Origin of the sequence: Sorangium sp. So ce281 (genome assembly GCF_051527395.1) — a bacterium.
GTDB classification, from domain to species: domain Bacteria; phylum Myxococcota_A; class Polyangia; order Polyangiales; family Polyangiaceae; genus Sorangium; species Sorangium cellulosum_B.
This window is the reverse complement of record NZ_CP150322.1, coordinates 9,253,744-9,271,148: the sequence shown is the minus strand read 5'-3', so window position 1 is coordinate 9,271,148 and position 17,405 is coordinate 9,253,744. Positions and strand designations below refer to the sequence as shown.

Sequence of the window (17,405 nt, the reverse complement as noted above, 5' to 3'; positions counted from 1 at the left end):
GGCGCGCCGGCCACCGAGCGACGGCCGGCGCGGCCAGCCCGCTTCACCCGATCACGGCAGCACCGCGCGCCTCGGGCACTCGCCGTCGCCCTGGAAGTCGCCGAGCGTGCGCGCCTGCGCGACCACGTAATCGTACGCCGTCTCGATCGGGCCGCCGGGCGCGCCGGCGAGGTTGTACTCGTCGCCGAACACGTCGGCGGCGTTCACCTGCTCGAGCTCGTCGATCGTCGTCTCGCCGTCGCCGTCGAGATCGCTGTCCGCGATGTACTGCGCGTAGCGCTTGGTCAGCTCCACGCCCGCGGTGATGTTGTCGAAGAACCAGTGGTCGCCGTGAATGGTCGGCTTCACCGCGACCGTGCCGCTGGTCGGCACGCTGAACCCGTTGAGCCCGTCCTCGGTCGCGCAATCGTCGAACGACGTCCCGGCCGAGAGGCCCCAGCTGAAGCGCACCCGAGCCGCGGGGACGCACGCGTCGCCGGGCGGCGGGCACGACTCGCCGTCCTCCTTCTCGATGGATCCCTCGAAGAACAGCGAATAGCGGCCCTCGACCATGAGGTCGACGTCGGCCGCCGTGGTGGGCGGAAGCGTCTTTGCCCCCGCCTTCGCGTTCGGGAGGTCGAACCCGAAGCGGTCCCAGCGCACCGCGCTCACGTCCTGGAACTCCGCGATCACATACCTCGTCGCCGGGGCGTTCTTGAGGTCGAGCACGAACACCGAGTCATCACCCAGCGTCTCCTTGGCATTGGAGCGCGCCGCGCGCACGTTGCCGATCGTCACGAGGAACCTCTCGTACGTGACTTTCCAGCCGTCCGCGATGTTCTCCTCCCCCGTGCCCGGCTCGAGGCCCTCGGGGATGGTGTCCTCCGGCTCCACGAAGATCTGCACGGCGCCGGTCTCGGACGTCGCGCCGCTGTCATCGCCGCACCCGGCGACGAGCGCGAGCGCGCACGCCGCGACCACGAACCCTGTCTCTTTCAGTCTTTGCATGATCAAGCTCCTGAGTCGTCTCGAAATCCCGACGAGCGCGCGCAGGCGCGCCCGGCGAGCGCAGGCCCGCGCTCCTCGCGCGCCCAGCGCCCGCATCACCCTCTGGCCTCGTGAGATGCTCAGGCCGCCGGCGGGGAGCTCTTCGGCGCCAGGATCAGCAACGGGATGGGCCGGACCTCGGGCGAGGGCCGGATCGAGGTGAGGCGGACGACCTCGAGCAGCGTGGCCTCCGCCACGCGGTGCACGGGCGCGCCGAGCTGGCCGCGCAGCGCGAACGCGTCGCAGTGCTCGTCGCCCTCGTGGCGCGGCGCGAGCGCGTCGCACAGGTCGTCACCCCCGCCGGGCCGCGCGCCGGGCGCGCCGGGCTGGCCGTCGGGAGGACGGCGCTCGGCGTGAAGCGTCGCCGCGGCGACGGCGATCGTCGCCGCGTGGACGAGCTCGCCGTGCTCGCAGCGGACGTGCCGGACGAGCAACGCGTGCGTCAGGCTGCACAGCTGCGCCGCGAGCGCGAGCGCCACGAGCCAGCGCGCTCGCCACCGGCAGGCGGGGCTCCGGCCAGGCCGCCGCCGCGCGGCGGCTGTCACGCGGGCCGGACGGCGGCTCACGGAGACCGCCTCATGGCGACGTCGACCAGAGGAACTGCGGCCGGTGCACCGCGATCATGTCGTAGCGCAGCTGCTGGTGCGCGGGCGACCCCGGCGCGATGGCCACCCTGGTCGCGCCTCCTTCGGCCAGGGCATCGAAATCGACGCTCGCGAGCCACTCGTCCACGACGTCGAAGCGGACCGCGAGGCGGACCGGCGCCGCGCCGACGCTCGCGGCGACCGCGAGGCTCGGGACCGTGAGCAGCCCCCGGCGCTGCGGCACGGCGTCGATGTCGGCCTCGAAGTCGAGCGCCTCCGCGCCCCGCGTCGCGCGCCCGCGCAGGTGGACGGAGCTGACGCCGGGAGCCTCCGGCTTCGGCGTGGGTGACGACTCGGTCGAGAACCAGTGGATGCCGTAGTTGAACGACACGCTCCGGATCTCACCCTCGAAGCCGTGGACCAGGCCGAGCGGCTGCGGCGCGGGATCGAGCAGGTTCACGCGCGTGATCGTGCTCAGCTCGGCGATCGCGGTCTCGCAGAGCGTCGACGCGCCGGATTCCGCGGCGCAGAAGTAGGCCGGGCCGAAGGCGACCGTCGCCTCGTCGAGCGCGATCGTCCACGCGCCCGCGGCGATCTCCCCGGGGACGGAGGCCTCCGCGTGCGCGACATACGTGACCTCGGGCTGGCCGGTGCCGGCGCAGGCGGACAACGCGGGCGACCCGAGGAGGACGGCGGCGAGGAGGCGGCGCGCGGCCGGGGAGAGGTTCGGGGCGTTCATAGCGAGAGCGTCACGTTCGCGAGGATCGAGCGCGGCGACCCGGCGCTGATGTGCCGGGCCGGAAGCTCCGAGGGGATCGGCGGCGGCCGCGATGCGTCCGTGGTGGTGCGTGGCCAGTACGACTTGAACGAGTACTCGGTGTCGGCGTACTCGGCGTCGAGCAGGTTCTGCGCCTCGACCCCGACCTCGATCCAGGGGCCGCCCTGCGCGGCGTCGCGGCCGACGCGCAGGCTCCGCCGGAGCGAGAGGGACGCGTCCACCACGAAGACCGGCGCGGCGGTCTGCGCGTACGGCAGCGGGCGCGGGGAGAGGAACGTCGCGCCGTAGCCGAGCCGCCCCTCGACGGGCGCGCCGGCGATCGTGAAGAGCGGCCGCTTCAGCGCGAGGTCGGCGCGCACCACGACGGGCGGCACGAACGGGAGCTGCTGCCCCTTCACGTACGGCGGCGACGGGTTCTCGGGCGTCGGCGGGGGCGGCTCGTCCAGCGTGGCGTGGACGAACGTCGCGCTCACGCCCGCTGTGAGGGCGGGGCTCGGCGCGGCCTGCAGGTAGGCGACGAGCCCGCGGCGGGTCGTCCGGCCGATGCGCACGAGCGCGCCCTCCGCCGCGTCGAACGCGAGGTCGTAGGAGAGGCGCGTCTCGTAGGCGGCCGCGGTCACGCTGAGGCCGCCGCCGGGGCGCAGCGTGGCGCCCGCCTCGTAGCTCCTCACGGTCGCGAACGGGGCGTTGTCCCCGTCCTCGAGCAGCCGCGCCTGCGGCGAGCGGTAGCCGTGCCCGTACGAGGCGGAGACGCGCAGCGCGGGCAGCGGGTCGAGCTCCAGCGTCACCCGCGGCCCGGCGGCCAGGCCCGCCGCCGTGCGACGGAACCCCTCGATGTGCGTCTCCTTCTGCGCCGCCGGGATGAAGTTGCCGATGCGGTCGTCCACGTCGAAGACGAGCAGGTCGGCGCGCAGGCCGCCGCGGAGGCGCGCGTAGCGCGACAGCTCGAGCAGCGCGTCGGCGTGGGCGCCGACCCCGGTCACCTGGATCGACGCGTCGACGCGCTGATCCCACGTCTCGTTCTGCGGCGGTTGGAGGAGGTTCTGCGCCTGGTCGATGCCGTTGGTCTGCACCTCGGCGCCGACGGCGACCTGGCCGGTGAGCCAGGGCGCGAGCGGGATCCGCGGCGTGCGGTAGGCGAGGCCGCCGCCGAGCGCGGCGTCCTGGTTCGCCTGCTCGATGAGGTCGCCCCTGCCGACCCACTCGGGCCGCCGGCGCGAGCGCTGCGTGTAGCCGGTGAAGTTCATCCGGCTCCGGTACCCGGACGTCGCCGCCCAGAGCCAGGCGCTCTTCTGAGAGCCGTCGTCGTCGGACCGCTCGACGCTCAGCGCGAGCTGGAGCCGCGTCGACGCGGCCGACTGCGCGCGGGCCGCGAGATCCGGGTAGGCGTCGTGGAAGTCGACGCGCCCCGCCTCGACGTCGTCGCGCCGGAGCACGCCCGCGAGGTTCGCGCGGCCGCCGTGGGCGGCGATGTGCAGCAGCGCCGAGTACTCGTCCGGCAGCGGCACGCGGTACTGGCCGACGGCGCCCCCGGAGATCGCCCCGCGCGTGCCGTCGCCGAAGCCGTCGGTCGCGCGCACCACGGCGGCCCCGAACGTGTCCTCCGACTGCGCCTCGGGCGCCCAGATCGCGAGCAGCCGCCGCGTGCCGAACGAGCCGAGCGTGCCCTTGAGCTGGAGCCCGCGCTCCTCGACGCCGAGGTCGAAGTACGCGCTGCCCGCGACCGCGAAGTCGCCTTGCTGCGGATCGTACACGCCCTCGACGACGCGGAGCGACCGCACCACTTCCGGGATGATCACGCCGAGGTCCGCGTAGCCCTGGCCGTGGACGTGCGAGCGCTGGTTCAGCGGGATCGGCCCGACCCGGAGCTCGACGTCCTGGCCGTGCTCCGCGTCGAAGCCGCGGAGGAAGATGCGCTGCGCGACCGCCTCGCCCTCGGGGTGGGCGACGTGGACGCCGGGCGCCGTGCGGAGCAGATCCGCGGCGGTGGCGTGCGGCGCGGCGGAGAGCGCCGCGCGGCCGATCCGGAAGTCGCTCGCGGCGCGGCGCGGCGGGTTCGGGCGGCCCTGCACGTGGATCTCGATCGGCTTGCCGGGCTCGGCCACCGCGTGCGGGCCCGCGACGCCCCCGGCGAACTCCACCGGCTTGGGCGCCGCCGGCCGGGGCGGCGGGGGCGCCGCCGGGCGATCCGCCGCCTCCGGCGCCTCGGTCTGCGCCGGCGCGGGCTGCTCCTCGTGGGGGCCCGGCGCGAAGTGGAACGGCACGCGGATACGCGCCCGCAGCGGCGCGCCGCCGCGCATCGCCGGCGAGAAACGCCACCGCCGCACGGCCTTCATGGCCGCGTCATCGAACGCCGCGCCCCCGGACTCGGCCACGACCGCGTCGCTGACCGTGCCGTCCTTCTCGACCGTGACGAACAGCGTGACCGTCGTGTCGATGCCCTCCGCGAGCCGCTCGGGCGGGTACTCCGGATCCACGTGCTCGAGGATCTGCGGCGCCACGGGCGCTTCGGGCCGCGCCTCAGGCTGCCCGAGCGCCGGAGGCGCGGCGAGGGCGGCCGCGGAGAGGCAGCAGAGGAAGGACAGCCAGCGCATGAGCAACCGAGCTGAACGCGACTACCACGCCACACAGCGGCGCCGCAAGCGCCGCACCGCCGCGCAGCGCGCGCAAACGACGGCGACGGAAGCGCGCGACGTCGCGCGACGTCCGCGCGCCTCCTCGGCTCCTCGGCTTCTCGGCGACACGTCGCGCCGGTGCAGCGGCGGTCTCGCCGCGGGGCGCGGGGCCGTGTATCGTCTCGTCATGCCGAATGAGACGCTCGTCCAGGCGGTCAAGACCATCGTCGCCCTCGCGCGCGGTGGCGACCTCGACGCGGCCTACAAGGGATACCGCGACCTCTTCCAGAAGCCGGAGTTCCTCAAGCAGCGCCCCGAGGATCAGCGCCAGGTGCTGCGGCTCATGATCCTCGCCAAGGGCGTCCCGTCGACGCCGACCGAGGCGATGATCGACGCCCACCGCGCCGCGGTCCCCGCGCTGACCGAGCTCGTGTCGATCCACGGCGATCCCGGCGACCACGAGCTCCTCGGGCTCTGCCACGTCGTGCTCGGCAACGTCGAGAGCGCCGACAAGATCTTCCGCGCCGGCCTCAAGATCGAGCGCGAGCGCAACCCCCAGAGCGATCTGTGCGGCACGCTGATGAAGCGGATCTCGCTGCTCTAGTTCGCGCTCGTCAGGGACGGGACTAGTTCTCAGCCGCAACCGTCCTGTTAGGATGGCCCCCGGGCGCCGTGACAGCGCGCCGTCAGGGAGTCCATGCACGTCATCGCGGTCGCGAGCCAGAAGGGCGGCGTCGGAAAGACCACGATTTCCCTCAACCTCGGGCTTGCCCTCGGGCGCGCGGGCAACCGCGCGTTGATCCTGGAGCTCGACGCGCAGGGGAGCCTCGGGCTGTCGCTGGGCCTCGCGGATCGCGCGCGGCCGGGCGTCGCGGAGCTGCTCACGGGCGCCGAGCGGCTCGAGTCGGTGCTGCTCCGGACGCGCGAGCCGCAGCTCCAGGTGCTCACCGTCGGCCGGGTCGATCCCACGACCGTCGCGGGCTTCGAGGACGCGCTCGCCCGCGGGCCCGTGCTCCCGAGCGTGCTCGCGCGGCTCTCGCCGGACTTCGACATCGTGGTCGTCGATTGCCCCGCGGGGCTCGGCAAGGTCACGACGCGGGCGCTCGAGGTGGCGACGCACGCGCTCCTGCCGCTCCAGGCCGAGCCGCTCGCGCTCCGCTCGGTCGGCCAGCTGCTCGCGGTGATCGATCGCGTCCGCGCCGAGAAGAACCCGCACCTGTCGCTGCTCGGCATGGTGCTGTCGATGTTCGACCGGCAGGCGTCCGCGTCGCTCGACGTCGCCGAGACGCTCTGGACGAAGTTCCCCGACGGGATCATCCTCGACACGGTCATCCCGCGCGACGAGGCGTTCCTCGAGGCGTCTCTCCGCGGGGCGCCGCTCCTGCTCATGCAGAAGCGCCCTCCGCCGCTCGCGCGCGTCTTCGATCAGCTCGCGAACGACGTGCTGGTTCGCCTGGACCCCACCTCGCCGGACGATGACGATGGCCCGATCTCGCTCCTCCTTTGATGTCGACGGCGCCGTCGTCACCGCGGCGGCGCTGGTCAAGCGGTCGAAGTCGCGGAGGCCGCGGGCGGCGCCGGTCGCGCCCGCGGCCGAGCCGCTCGTGTCGTTCGAGTCCCGGCCGCCGTCCTCGCGGGCGGAGCCGGAGCCGACGTCCTCGTCGCCGCTCTCGCCGTCGTTCGAGGAGCTCGCGCCCTCGAGCGATCTCCTGCCCCTGTCGAGCCCCCTGTCGGGCGCGGGCGCGGGCGGCGATCTCGGGCTCCGGGGCGCGCTGCCCTCGTCGGCCGACGACGTCGACTCGCGGCGCGGCGCGCCGCTCGACCTGCGGCCCCTGGGCGCGCCGCCCTCGTTCGCGGCGGCGCGCGAGCCCCTCGAGGAGCGCCTCGACGGCGCCATCGAGGCGCTCTCGGCGGGCCGCGCGCCGCGCTTCCCGGACCTCGCCGCGGCGGGCGGGCCGGTCGCGCGCTGCGAGCGGGTGATCGAGTGGATCTCCGAGGCGACGGGCGCCACGGACGTGTTCCTCGCGGACGCGGCCGGGCTCCCGTTCGCCGGCGCGATCCGCGACACGGAGGCGAGGCTCGCCGCCTCAGGCCTCATCGCGTCGGCGATCGGCTCGCTCGTCGCGGCGCTGCCCGGCGCCCCCTCGCAGCGCTTCGAGCTCTGCGTCGGCGACGGGCCGTTCTTCCAGCTCATCGGGTTCCAGGTGCGCTCCGCCGCGTACATCGTCGGCCTGATGCGCCCGGGCCCGCTCACGCCGCGCGAGGCGCACGCCGTCCGGATCGCGTGCCGGCACGCGATCGACGCCGCGGTCGGGGTCATCGGTTGAGCGCGGAGCACGGCGAGCCCTCGTTCGGTCGTGGCGTCGCGGTCGGCGCCGGCGCGCTGGACGACGACGACCCGCTCGCGCCGATCGCGCTCGACGGCATCGGCTACGGCGTCGGCGGCCTCGACGCCATCGTCGTGTTCCACCTCGGCGACGCGCGCGTCCACGCCGTGTTCGTCCGCGAGGGCGCGGCCCTCTCTCCGGGCGACGTGGCCGCGGGGCTGCGCGACGCGTACCTCGGGAGCCAGCTCGCCGCGCAGCGGCTCGTCCCGGAGCGGGAGGGCTCGATCCGCCCCGCCCGCAGCCGCGGCGCGCGGTCGTCGAGCAAGCCGCCGCGCTCGCAGGGCCGCGCGGAGGAGCTCCCGGACCCCGTGGTCACGCTGGAGCTGAGCGGCCGGACCGTCCTCCTGCGCCGCGTCCGCGCGTGTGTCGTCGCGAGCCTGTTCGACGGCACGATGCCGCTCGGCATGGCGCGGCTCGTGGCGCAGCAGCTCGCCGCGACGCTCGCGCCCGAGCTGCCGCTCGAGGAGCCGTCCGAGGAGATGCTGAGCGACCCGTCGGGGCTCTTCGAGGAGCCGCTCAGCGCGGACACGGTGGACGATCTCGTGCGGGGCGTCGCGCGATCGGCGCCGCCGAGGGGCTCGTCCAGCATCCCGTCGCGCCGGACGGGCGGGACGCCGCCGCCCGTCGAGCCGCCGTCGGCCGAGGTCGCGCGGATCCAGCGGCTGCTCGCGCTGCTGGAGGCGCGCGCGCCGGAGCCTCACGTGGCGCGGCTCCGGCTCGCCCTGCGCGCCGGGCTGACGCCGCTCGCGCTCGAGCACCCGGACGGGCTCGGCGCGGAGGCGATGGTGCTCGTCGAGACGGCGGTCGCGGACATCCTCGGCCTGGAGCGCGCCGCGCTGCGGAGGCTCCTGTGACGGCGCTCCGGCACGGCCTGCGGGGCCGCATCGACGGCCCGCTCGGCGATCTGGTCGGCCCGATCGTCCCGCACGGGCTGCTCCACGTGGCGGATCAGCTGGTGATCGCGCACTCCCACCACTTCGCGCTCTTCCTGGAGCAGACGATCTTCGACGCGCTCGGCGGGGAGAGCCGCGGCGTGCGCCGGCAGGCGGCGTTCGAGGCGACGCACGCGCTGCTCGGGCCGCTGTACGAGGACCGCCACGGGGCGTCGCCGCGGGAGAAGCTCGAGCTCGCGGGCGAGCTGTTCGCCGCGATGGGGCAGGGGCGGCTGCGGTTCGAGGTGAGCGCGGAGGGCGGCGCGGTGCACGCGGGCGCGCTCTTCCACGGGACGAGCTTCCTCGCGAAGTACGGCGGTCGGATCCAGAACCGGCTCGCGGTGGACGCGTTCGCCTCGGGCTACTGCGCGGCCGCGGCGAGCCTCGCGTTCCCGTCCGACTGGGGGCGGCTCGACGCCGACGAGGTGACGTGCGTCGCGCGGGGCGACGCGGCCTGCACCTTCCTGCTGACGCGGCGGTCGGAGCGGCCGCGCTTCGGCGAGGCGCTGACGCGCAAGCAGATCGAGGCGGCGCGGGTGCGCTGGGAGACGGAGGGCGGGCCGCTCTCGCGGGCGCAGCGCGTCGAGGGCGCGATGCTCGAGGAGCTCGGGGCGCTGCGGTCCGACGAGCGCGGGCTCATCTCGGCGTACGGGGTGAACGTGGCGCTCGTGCCGGTGGGGTACATCGATCAGAAGACGTTCGACACGGTGCACCTCATCGAGCGGCGGACTCCCGAGCTGGTCCCTGTGTTCGAGGCGCTCGTGCGGGAGGCGGCGCAGACGGGCGCGTTCCACCTGCTCGGGGGGATGCTCTCGTCCTCGTCGTTCGAGGCGGCGTGCGGCCCGGTGGGCAGGGACCAGCACGAGCGCCTGGAGCAGCTGCTAGGGCTCGCCCGCGCGCTCGGCTGGGGGGCGCTCTCCGCGCCCGAGTTCCAGCCGGGCCGGGCGCTCGTGCTGCGGGCGCCGATCACGCACGAGAGCGCGTATTACGCCATGAAGCACGGGCCCACGGCGCGGGGGCGGCTCCTGCTCCAGCAGGGGACGGCGCTGGCCATCATGCAGCTCCTGCACCGCGTCGATTTCGGGACGGCGCGGCCGATCGACGCCGAGACCTATGGCGGGCTGTTCAAGATGGGGACGCGGTTCCGCGTGCAAGAGACGAAGTCACCGCTCAGGGGGGATGGCGCGTGCGAGGTGCGGGTGGAGGCGGTCGAGGACAGGTGGTGAAGGCAGCCGCTCCCTCCGCTCTCGCTGGCGCATCGTCGTCCGAGCCGGCGGGAAGGGCGGCTCGCTCGCCGCGTGACAGCGCGTTAGACTACGAGGAAGGAGGTCGACCATGGCCGAGCCCGCGCGAAAGCTGACGTTCACGTTCGCCGAGTACCTCGCCCGCGAGCAGGCGAGCGAGGCGAAGCACGAGCATGTGAACGGCGAGATCTTCGCGATGGCCGGGGGCACGCCGGAGCATGGGCTCATGGCGGTCAACGTGGCGAGCGTGCTCCGCAGCCAGCTGCTCGAGCGACGCTGCCGTGTGTACAACTCCGATGTACGGGTGCGTATCCCGGCGACAGGGCTCGCGACGTACCCGGACGTCAGCGTGGTGTGCGGGGGGCTGGAGCGCGATCCTCAGGACGAGAACAGCGTTCTGAACCCAGTCGTGTTGGTGGAAGTGTTATCGCCGAACACCGAGGCCTACGACCGTGGCGACAAGTTCGCTCATTATCAGGCCGTCCCCTCGCTGCGCGAGTACGTGCTCGTCTCGTACCAGAGGAGGCGCGTCGAGGTGTTGCGCCGCAATGACGATGGCACCTGGACGCTCCATGACGTGCGGGAGAGCGGCGTCGCGGAGCTGTCGTCGATCGGGTGCCGTCTTCCGCTCGACGAGGTGTATCGGGGCGTCTTCGAGGAATGTTCGCCCGCGGGCGAAGCATGAGATTTTGAGCCGCGAGCTCTCCGGGATGGCCGGTGCACCGGCGGGAGGCCTGCCGATGTGCTACGAGGTGCGGCCCATGCCAGGACTCGTATTCCCCTCAGGCTCGTTTGTCGCCTACCTCTTTGATTGCGACGGGACGATCGCGGACTCCATGCCGCTCCATTACCAGGCGTGGCTCGAGGCGCTCGCCCCGCATGGATGCGAGTTCTCCGGCGAAGATTTCTACGGCTGGGCGGGTATGCCGACCGACCGGATCGTCGAGCGCCTGAACGAAAAGTACGGGCTGCGGATGCCGGTGGCCGAGGTCTTCGCGGCGAAGGAAGCGGCGTACCACCGCCTGATACCGACGGTGCGAGGCGTGCCCGAGGTCGTGGCCGCGCTCCGCGACGCTCCTCCGCGCGTGAAGCGCGCCGTCGTCTCGGGGAGCCCGCGGGCGTCGGTGGAACGGACGCTCGAGTTCCTGGGCCTCCGCGGGTACATTGACGTCGTCGTCGCGGCGGAGGATTACGCGCGGCCCAAGCCGGCGCCCGACCCGTTCCTCGAGGCGGCGAGGCGCCTGGGCGTGGAGCCCGCGCGGTGCCTTGTCTTCGAGGACGCCGCGCTGGGGATCCAGTCCGCGCAGGCGGCGGGCATGCCGTGGGTCTTCGTCGATCCCCGGGCGCTCGCCGCCGAGCGCGGGTGAGCGGGGCGGAGGGGGCCGGGGGGGGATACCTCGCCTGGCTCGCGTGGAGCCGGCGCGTCAGTGGGCCGCCGCGCGCCGCTCGGGCCGCGCGTTCCACACCCGCGTCGCCAGCGCGAAGCCGACGAGCGCGACCGGGAGCATGGCCGCGGGCCATGGCATCCAGTTCCCCGGGTGCTTCGCCGCGTCGCCCGAGGGCAAGATGCTCGCGTAAAGGAACGATTGCGCCGCGGTGCCCAGGTAGACGAAGCCGTCGATGATGCCAGTCGCGATGCCGGCGTTTTTCCTCCCGCCGAAATCCATGCTCGCCGTCCCCGAGAGCATGCCGTGGACGCCGATCACGCAGAGGGACATGAACACGACCGTCCACCCGGCGATGGGGAAGCTCAGCGTGAAGAGGACGATGACCGCGCCGAACACGAGGCCTGCGTACAGCACCGAGGCCACGGGGCCGCGGCGCGAATCGAAGACATGATCGGAGATGAAGCCGGCGAACACGCCGCCCAGGATGCCGGCGACGCAGAGGAGCACGCCCCAGTGCGCCGACACGAAGCCCTTGAGCCCGGTCTTGTCGGCGAAGACGAGGTACCACTTCATGACGGCGTTGCGGAGGAAGCCGCTGCAGAACTCGATGGCGACGATGATCCAGATGACCCGCTGCGAGAACATGCGCCGCGCGACCGCGATCGCCCCCAGGCGCCCGCCGGTGTCGCCCGAGGACGCGTCGGCTGTGTCGAAGTCCCGGAACCCCGCCTGGCCCGGCGTGTCGCGGATGAGGAAGACGTCGAGCGCCAGAAAAACGAGCAGCAGCAGGGCGGGGACGTGGAACACCCACGGCATCGGCAGGTGTTTCGCGACGAATCGACTCCAGTCGTAGGCGAAGTAGAGCCCGAGCGAGATCAGGATACCAAAGACGCCGCCGAGCATCCCGCGCTCGCGGACGTGGAACCAGGGCGCGTTGACCTTGACGATGGATACGGCGCCGAAGCTCTGGAAGTACATGTTGGCGGAGAAGAGCACCGTCATCGCGGTGATGGCGGCGCCGTGGTCGAGCCGCCCTTCCTGGGCGAGGCGGACGGCCACGCCCATCAGGACGTTCATGAGCGCCGATCCGCCCGCGGCGATCAGGATGGTGACCCGCCCGCCCCACCGGTCGGTGAGCGGCCCGTTCAGCAGGAAGGCGACCCCATAAACGGCCGAGCCCCAGCCGTCGATGTTCCCGAACTCGTGCTTGCTGACGAGGCGCAGCGCGTCGAGCTCGGGCGCGTTGGCGGAGAGGTTGTACCGCCCCATGTAGAGGAAGGCGTACGTGAGCCCGAGCGGAAACCAGTTGAAGAACCGCCGGCGCCGGAACTCCTCCGAGTGCCCGAGATCGATCTTCGGCAGCCGCCGCATGACGACCGCGATGGCCGCGAGCAGGAGCACGATCGGCAGCAGCTGGTTGAGCCACGCAGGCATGGACGCCCTTCGACGATAACGGCCACCCGCACGAGCGGCCATGCCTTCGCGCTTCCCCCGCGCGCCCGCTCGCTCGAACTCCGTCCGTGAGGTCGAAGCGCGCGCGGCGACGTGTTGCTGTCCTGCGAGCTACCGGCGAGAGCCGCGGTCAGCCGCCGTGAGGCAGCCCCGGAGATCTCCAGGGGGCCCCTTCCGAGGCCCCTCCAGGATCATCCCCCCCGCCCGCGGAAGATCGCGTGGCGGAAGAAGTTGATCTGGCTCTTGGCGAACTCCTTCGCCGCGTCCAGCCGGTCCCCCTCGCGCGACGAGCTGCGGAGCAGCAGCTCCCCGTTCTCGTAGAGATCCCGCGTCTTGCTCCGCTGGAGCTTCCCGCTCGAGGTCTTCGGCAGGATGCCCGCCCCGACCGCCACCACGTCATCGACGGTGAGCCCCATGGCCTGCTGGACGACGCGGCGCACCTCGCCCTTCAGCGCCTGCTTCTCCTGCTCGTCCAACGCCGGGGTCTCGAAGACGATGACCACGCGCTCGCGGTCGTTGTGCGGCTTCATCGTCCCGAACGCGATCACGTTGCCCTTCCGGACCCCGGAGACGCGGCTCGCCTCCCACTCGAGATCCTGCGGGTAGTAGTTGCGCCCGTTGACGATGATGACCTCCTTCGAGCGCCCGCAGATATAGACCTTGCCCTCCGCGAGGTACCCGAGATCGCCGGTCCGCAGCCAGCCGCCCGCGAACGCTTCCTTCGTGAGATCCGGGTCGTTGAAATAGCCGGGCATCACGCTCGGGCCCCGCAGCCGGAGCTCCCCGACCTCGCGATCGCCGAGCGGGCGGGCGCTCTCCGCGTCGTCCGACGCGAAGACCGCGATCTCGTGCCCCTCGAACGCCGACCCGCACTGCACGAGCGACGACGCGCCCTCGCTGTCGGCCGGGACGGGCGTCGCCTTGCCCTCCTTCCAGAGCGTCTCGCCGTCCACCGCGTCGGTCTGCAGCCCGGCCCCGAGCGCGCTGAACGACACCGCCAGCGTGCTCTCGGCCATCCCGTACGAGCAGACGAACGCCTTCTCGTCGAAGCCGACCGGCGCGAACTTCTCGGCGAACGCGCGCAGGTTGTCGGCCCGGATCGGCTCGGCGCCGCACCCGGCGACCCGCCACGCCGAGAGATCCAGCCCCGCCATCTCCTGCTCTCGGATCCGCTTCACGCAGAGCGCATAGGCGAAGTTCGGGCCGAACGACACGTTGCCCCGGTGGCGCGTGATCGTCTCCAGCCAGCGCACCGGGCGCTTCAGGAACAGGAGCGGCGGCAGGAACGTGATCGTGTTGACGTAGTAGAGCGGCGCGATCACGAAGCCGATGAGCCCCATGTCGTGGTAGAGCGGCAGCCACGACACGCCCGTGTCGACCGACCCGCGCACCGCCAGGCCGAGATCCACGATCGCCCGCACGTTGGACGCCAGGTTCGCGTGCGTGAGCACCACGCCCTTCGGGCGCGACGTCGAGCCGCTCGTGAACTGGAGGAAGCACACGTCGTCGAGCTCGACCTTGACCGGCTTCAGCTCCTCGCGGGCGCCCCGGAGGCCCTCCACCGCCACGATCTGCTCGAGCTCCGGCGCCTGCGCCTGGATCGTGCCGAGCATCCGCTTGATCTCGGCGCTCGTGAGCAGGACCTTGGCGCCGCTCTTCGCGACGATGTGCAGCGTGTTCTCGAGGTAGCCGGTCAGCCTGCCGAGGCCGGTCGGCGGGTAGATGGGCACCGGGATGACGCCCGCGCGGATCGCGCCCAGGAAGGCGAAGATGAAGTCGGCGTTGTCCGGCAGGATCAAGGCGACGCGATCGCCCTTCTGGAGCCCGAGCGCCTGGAGCGCCCCGCCGAAGCGCGCGCTGGCCCGCTCGACGCCCCCGTGCGTGAAGAACGGCTCGTTCTCGCTGGACTCCTCGATGAAGCGATAGCCCGTCTTCGTGCTCGCCGCTGCGTCCTCGATCGCCTGCGCGACCGTCCGCGGTTTCCAAACAGCCGTCATCCCGAGAGCCTTCCTTCGTTCTTGAGCCGGAGCTCGATGGCCTTGACGACGTCGGCGACCGTGTCGACCTCGCGCAACATGTCGTCGGGGATCGAGAGGTCGAACTTATCCTCCATATCCGCGACGATCTCCATCACTCCCAGCGAGTCGAGGCTGAGGTCGGCGACGAGGTGGCTCGACTCCTCGATCTTTACCTCGCCGGCCGTGTGTCCTTCCAGGAGCTGGATGATCTCTGCCCGCAACGTCTCCCGTGTCCACGTCATCCTACGTTCCTACCCTAACTGCGGCGTGGCGAGGAGGGGCTTGCTCGGCCGCAAGGCCGCGGGAATTCGGCGGCGCACCCCCTGACCCGACGCTCGCGCGTGCATCAGGGACGGGCGGCGTCGACGATCTCGCGCAGCCGACTGAGCCCCTCGAGCGCCCGCGCGCCGTACCACATGAGGTCCTTGCCGTCGCACCTGATCACGTGGCCGCGACGGGCAGCGGGGATGTCGAGGGAGCGAAATATTGCCGCGTCAGCGTCGGTGAAGGCGTGCGGCTCATCGGGCAGCAGGACGAGCTCCGGGGCGCGGGCGATCACCTCGTCGAGGGTCACGCGGGGGTAGCGGAGGTCGCGGCCCTGGACGCGCTCGGGGGGCAGCGGCGGCGCCTTGCCCAGGTCGGCCGCGAGCGGGTAGCGCCGGGGCCGATCCTCGAAGACGTTCTGCGCGCCCACGAGATCGAGCACGTCGGAGAGGAACGTGTCGCCGTGGGCGGTCATCAGCGGGTCCATCCAGATCGGGACGAAGGCGCGGATCGGCGGGCGCTCGCGGCGCCGCGCCTCGGCCGCGGCGTGGGCGCGGTAGGCGGCCGCGACCTGCTCGCGCGCCGCGGCCGGCGGCGGCTGGCCCGGGGCGCCGTGCTCCACGTACGCCAAGGGTGCGGGCGCGCCGGGCTTCGCCGCGGCGTGCCCGAGCAGGCGCGCCAGCCGGGCGAGGTGCGCCACGCCGTCGGCGACCCGCTTCGGGAACGAGACGAGCACCCGGAGCCCCGCGGCGTCGAGGCGCTCGATGTCGCGCTTGCTGTTCTCCTCCTGGTTCGCGACGACGACGTCGGGGTCGAGCGCGGCGATGCGGTCGACGTCGGCGTCCTTCGTGCCGCCGACGAGCTCGATGCCCTCGACGTCCTCGGCGGGCGCGACGCAGTAGCGGGTGCGGCCGACGAGCCGATCCCGGGCGCCGAGCCGGAGGAGCGAGTAGGTGTCGCTCGGGACGAGCGAGACGATGCGCCGCGGAGGAGAGCGCCACTCGTGCTTGCGCCCCCGGTCGTCGACGATGCGGATGAACGACCCGGCAAAGGCCGGTCCCCAGCCTGCGCTGAACGCCATGCGCCGGATGTAGCCCGCCGCCGCGCGCGCTGCACGTAAACTGCCGTGGACTGACGCGAACTGCCGTGGACTGCCGTGAACTGACGTGAACTGACGTGGACTGCGCGGCGCAGGGCCTGAACAGCGCCGCGTCCACTTAGTTGGCCCGCCCGGGCGAAGTCTGCGACGAGGGCTCGTGCAGATCGATCGCCTCGATGTGCGTCGCGGAGGCACGCTCCCGTACCCGCCTTCCGGCCTGCCCGCTCTCCCCCTCGGCGCCGCGCGCGAGGAGACGCCCCGCCGCCGGGCGGCGCCCCGCGGGGGGCGGCTGCTGCCGTGCCGGATCGGCCGCTACACGCTGTTCGATCACATCGGCCAGGGGGGGATGGCCGATCTCTACCTGGCCCGGGTGCGCACGGACCTCGGCGCCGCGCGCCTCGTCGCCATCAAGGAGGTCGCCCCGAGGTTCGCGCACGACCCGCGCTTCGTCGAGATGCTCGCGAGCGAGGCCAGGCTCGCGGCGGGGCTGCGCCACGCGTCCATCGCCCAGGTCGAGGACCTCTGCCGCGAGGACGGCTCGCTCTTCATCGCGATGGAGTACGTCGAGGGCCTCGACCTGCGCGAGCTGCTCCGCCGCTGCGCGCGCCAGAAGGTGAAGTTCCCGGTCGCGTTCTCGCTGCTGATCATCGCCGAGGCGCTCCAGGCGCTCGCGTACGCCCACCGGCAGGGCGTCGTGCACCGCGACGTCTCGCCGTCGAACGTGCTCCTGAGCTTCGAGGGCGAGATCAAGCTCTGCGACTTCGGCATCGCCCGCGCGCACGAGCGCTGCGGAGCCACGGACGAGGCGCTGCAGGGCAAGGCCGGCTACATGAGCCCCGAGCAGGCCCGGGGCGAGGCGCTCGACGCGCGATCCGACGTCTTCGCGGCGGGCATCCTGCTCTGGGAGCTGCTCGCCGGCCGGCGGATGTACAGCGCGAGCCCCGGCGCCGCGCTCTCCAAGGAAGCGGCGCGGGGCGATCTGCTCGAGCTCGCGCGGCGCGCGTCGATCCCGCCGCTCGTGGAGCGCGGGCTCCCCGACGAGGCGGCGCTCCACGCGATCGTGGCGCGGGCGCTCGCGGTCGCGCCCGACGAGCGCTACCCGAGCGCGGCGGCGATGCTCCAGGACATCGCCGCCTACGCGGCGGCGGCCGAGCTGACGGCGAGCCCGCTGCGCTTCGGGGCGTGGCTGCGCGACAACTTCGGTGCGGAGCTGGTCGCGCCCCGCCGGGCGCGCGAGCGCGCGGTGCGCGCGCTGGAGCTCGGTCCGCCTGCGGTGATCGAGCCGATCGCGACCGCGGCCATCGCGCCGAGCGCGAGGGAGGCCGTCACGCCGAGCGCGATGGACATCGGCGCGCAGGGCGCGATGGCAGCGCCGCCGGCGATGGCGGCGGCCGCGCTGCCCGCGAGGGCGGCCGGCGCGCAGGGCGCAGAGCCCGCCGCGCTGGCCCTGGCCGAGCCCCCGCCCTGGGCCAGGGCGCAGCCTCCGCTCGCTCGCCCGCAGCAGCGCCGGCTCGTGCCATTTCTCGTGGACGGCGCGCTGCTGTTCGCCTTCGCCGCGCTCGTCATCGCGGGCTGCTACCTCGCGGCGCGCTAGCGCCCGCTCGGGCGAGGAGAACGT

The 17,405-nt window shown here is 73.1% G+C and carries 16 protein-coding genes; 8 read left to right on the top strand and 8 right to left on the bottom strand.

The features are described 5' to 3' along the window. Nucleotides 1-51 precede the first annotated feature (51 nt). The 4 genes from WMF27_RS35175 to WMF27_RS35160 all read right to left on the bottom strand — a co-directional run bounded on the left by WMF27_RS35175 (nt 52) and on the right by WMF27_RS35160 (nt 4,982). The gene (locus WMF27_RS35175) at nt 52-987 is read right to left on the bottom strand and encodes a hypothetical protein (RefSeq protein ID WP_437764497.1); all 936 of its coding nucleotides are present in this window, start codon (nt 985-987) and stop codon (nt 52-54) included. A 119-nt stretch (nt 988-1,106) separates the two neighbouring features. Next, nucleotides 1,107-1,592: a hypothetical protein gene (locus WMF27_RS35170; RefSeq protein WP_437764498.1), complete on the bottom strand. Its 486-nt coding sequence runs from the start codon at nt 1,590-1,592 to the stop codon at nt 1,107-1,109. 10 nt (nt 1,593-1,602) lie between these two features. Beyond that, entirely contained in the window at nt 1,603-2,349 is a 747-nt protein-coding gene (locus WMF27_RS35165) for a hypothetical protein (RefSeq protein ID WP_437764499.1), read from the bottom strand. Next, complete coding sequence (locus WMF27_RS35160; protein ID WP_437764500.1) at nt 2,346-4,982, bottom strand: TonB family protein; 2,637 nt, start codon at nt 4,980-4,982, stop codon at nt 2,346-2,348. The genes WMF27_RS35165 and WMF27_RS35160 overlap by 4 nt, the downstream gene beginning before the upstream one ends. A gap of 208 nt (nt 4,983-5,190) precedes the next feature. Between WMF27_RS35160 and WMF27_RS35155 the strand changes: the two genes are divergently transcribed. The 7 genes from WMF27_RS35155 to WMF27_RS35125 all read left to right on the top strand — a co-directional run bounded on the left by WMF27_RS35155 (nt 5,191) and on the right by WMF27_RS35125 (nt 10,933). Beyond that, the gene (locus WMF27_RS35155; RefSeq protein ID WP_044966617.1) at nt 5,191-5,607 is read left to right on the top strand and encodes a hypothetical protein; all 417 of its coding nucleotides are present in this window, start codon (nt 5,191-5,193) and stop codon (nt 5,605-5,607) included. 93 nt (nt 5,608-5,700) lie between these two features. Beyond that, entirely contained in the window at nt 5,701-6,510 is an 810-nt protein-coding gene (locus WMF27_RS35150) for a ParA family protein (RefSeq protein ID WP_437764501.1), read from the top strand. Next, nucleotides 6,485-7,330 (top strand): hypothetical protein, encoded by an 846-nt coding sequence (locus WMF27_RS35145; protein WP_437764502.1) that lies wholly within the window; start codon nt 6,485-6,487, stop codon nt 7,328-7,330. Before WMF27_RS35150 ends, WMF27_RS35145 begins: the two co-directional genes overlap by 26 nt. Further along, nucleotides 7,327-8,244: a hypothetical protein gene (locus tag WMF27_RS35140; protein WP_437764503.1), complete on the top strand. Its 918-nt coding sequence runs from the start codon at nt 7,327-7,329 to the stop codon at nt 8,242-8,244. Before WMF27_RS35145 ends, WMF27_RS35140 begins: the two co-directional genes overlap by 4 nt. Further along, nucleotides 8,241-9,548: a hypothetical protein gene (locus WMF27_RS35135; protein ID WP_437764504.1), complete on the top strand. Its 1,308-nt coding sequence runs from the start codon at nt 8,241-8,243 to the stop codon at nt 9,546-9,548. The genes WMF27_RS35140 and WMF27_RS35135 overlap by 4 nt, the downstream gene beginning before the upstream one ends. A 109-nt stretch (nt 9,549-9,657) precedes the next feature. Beyond that, complete coding sequence (locus WMF27_RS35130) at nt 9,658-10,251, top strand: Uma2 family endonuclease (protein WP_437764505.1); 594 nt, start codon at nt 9,658-9,660, stop codon at nt 10,249-10,251. A gap of 76 nt (nt 10,252-10,327) precedes the next feature. Next, on the top strand, nt 10,328-10,933 hold the full coding sequence (locus tag WMF27_RS35125; RefSeq protein ID WP_437764506.1) for an HAD family hydrolase: 606 nt from the start codon (nt 10,328-10,330) through the stop codon (nt 10,931-10,933). A gap of 57 nt (nt 10,934-10,990) precedes the next feature. On the opposite strand, the gene WMF27_RS35120 is transcribed toward WMF27_RS35125, so the two are convergent. The 4 genes from WMF27_RS35120 to WMF27_RS35105 all read right to left on the bottom strand — a co-directional run bounded on the left by WMF27_RS35120 (nt 10,991) and on the right by WMF27_RS35105 (nt 15,769). Then, nucleotides 10,991-12,388, bottom strand: coding sequence for an MFS transporter (locus tag WMF27_RS35120; protein WP_437764507.1), 1,398 nt, complete (start codon nt 12,386-12,388; stop codon nt 10,991-10,993). Between the two features lie 209 nt (nt 12,389-12,597). Further along, nucleotides 12,598-14,403, bottom strand: coding sequence for a fatty acyl-AMP ligase (locus tag WMF27_RS35115; protein ID WP_437764508.1), 1,806 nt, complete (start codon nt 14,401-14,403; stop codon nt 12,598-12,600). Beyond that, nucleotides 14,400-14,666, bottom strand: coding sequence for an acyl carrier protein (locus WMF27_RS35110; protein ID WP_012239660.1), 267 nt, complete (start codon nt 14,664-14,666; stop codon nt 14,400-14,402). Before WMF27_RS35110 ends, WMF27_RS35115 begins: the two co-directional genes overlap by 4 nt. A 104-nt stretch (nt 14,667-14,770) precedes the next feature. Then, the gene (locus tag WMF27_RS35105; protein WP_437764509.1) at nt 14,771-15,769 is read right to left on the bottom strand and encodes a helical backbone metal receptor; all 999 of its coding nucleotides are present in this window, start codon (nt 15,767-15,769) and stop codon (nt 14,771-14,773) included. A 175-nt stretch (nt 15,770-15,944) separates the two neighbouring features. Between WMF27_RS35105 and WMF27_RS35100 the strand changes: the two genes are divergently transcribed. Continuing rightward, nucleotides 15,945-17,381, top strand: coding sequence for a serine/threonine-protein kinase (locus WMF27_RS35100; RefSeq protein ID WP_437764510.1), 1,437 nt, complete (start codon nt 15,945-15,947; stop codon nt 17,379-17,381). The last annotated feature ends 24 nt before the right edge of the window (nt 17,382-17,405 follow it).

Bases quoted from the DNA above. Each gene is read 5' to 3' on its own strand.
- WMF27_RS35175 (WP_437764497.1), bottom strand. From the start codon at position 987: ATGCAAAGACTGAAAGAGACAGGGTTCGTGGTCGCGGCGTGCGCGCTC.
- WMF27_RS35165 (WP_437764499.1), bottom strand. From the start codon at position 2,349: ATGAACGCCCCGAACCTCTCCCCGGCCGCGCGCCGCCTCCTCGCCGCC.
- WMF27_RS35160 (WP_437764500.1), bottom strand. From the start codon at position 4,982: ATGCGCTGGCTGTCCTTCCTCTGCTGCCTCTCCGCGGCCGCCCTCGCC.
- WMF27_RS35155 (WP_044966617.1), top strand. From the start codon at position 5,191: ATGCCGAATGAGACGCTCGTCCAGGCGGTCAAGACCATCGTCGCCCTC.
- WMF27_RS35150 (WP_437764501.1), top strand. From the start codon at position 5,701: ATGCACGTCATCGCGGTCGCGAGCCAGAAGGGCGGCGTCGGAAAGACC.
- WMF27_RS35145 (WP_437764502.1), top strand. From the start codon at position 6,485: ATGGCCCGATCTCGCTCCTCCTTTGATGTCGACGGCGCCGTCGTCACC.
- WMF27_RS35130 (WP_437764505.1), top strand. From the start codon at position 9,658: ATGGCCGAGCCCGCGCGAAAGCTGACGTTCACGTTCGCCGAGTACCTC.
- WMF27_RS35125 (WP_437764506.1), top strand. From the start codon at position 10,328: ATGCCAGGACTCGTATTCCCCTCAGGCTCGTTTGTCGCCTACCTCTTT.
- WMF27_RS35120 (WP_437764507.1), bottom strand. From the start codon at position 12,388: ATGCCTGCGTGGCTCAACCAGCTGCTGCCGATCGTGCTCCTGCTCGCG.
- WMF27_RS35115 (WP_437764508.1), bottom strand. From the start codon at position 14,403: ATGACGGCTGTTTGGAAACCGCGGACGGTCGCGCAGGCGATCGAGGAC.
- WMF27_RS35110 (WP_012239660.1), bottom strand. From the start codon at position 14,666: ATGACGTGGACACGGGAGACGTTGCGGGCAGAGATCATCCAGCTCCTG.
- WMF27_RS35105 (WP_437764509.1), bottom strand. From the start codon at position 15,769: ATGGCGTTCAGCGCAGGCTGGGGACCGGCCTTTGCCGGGTCGTTCATC.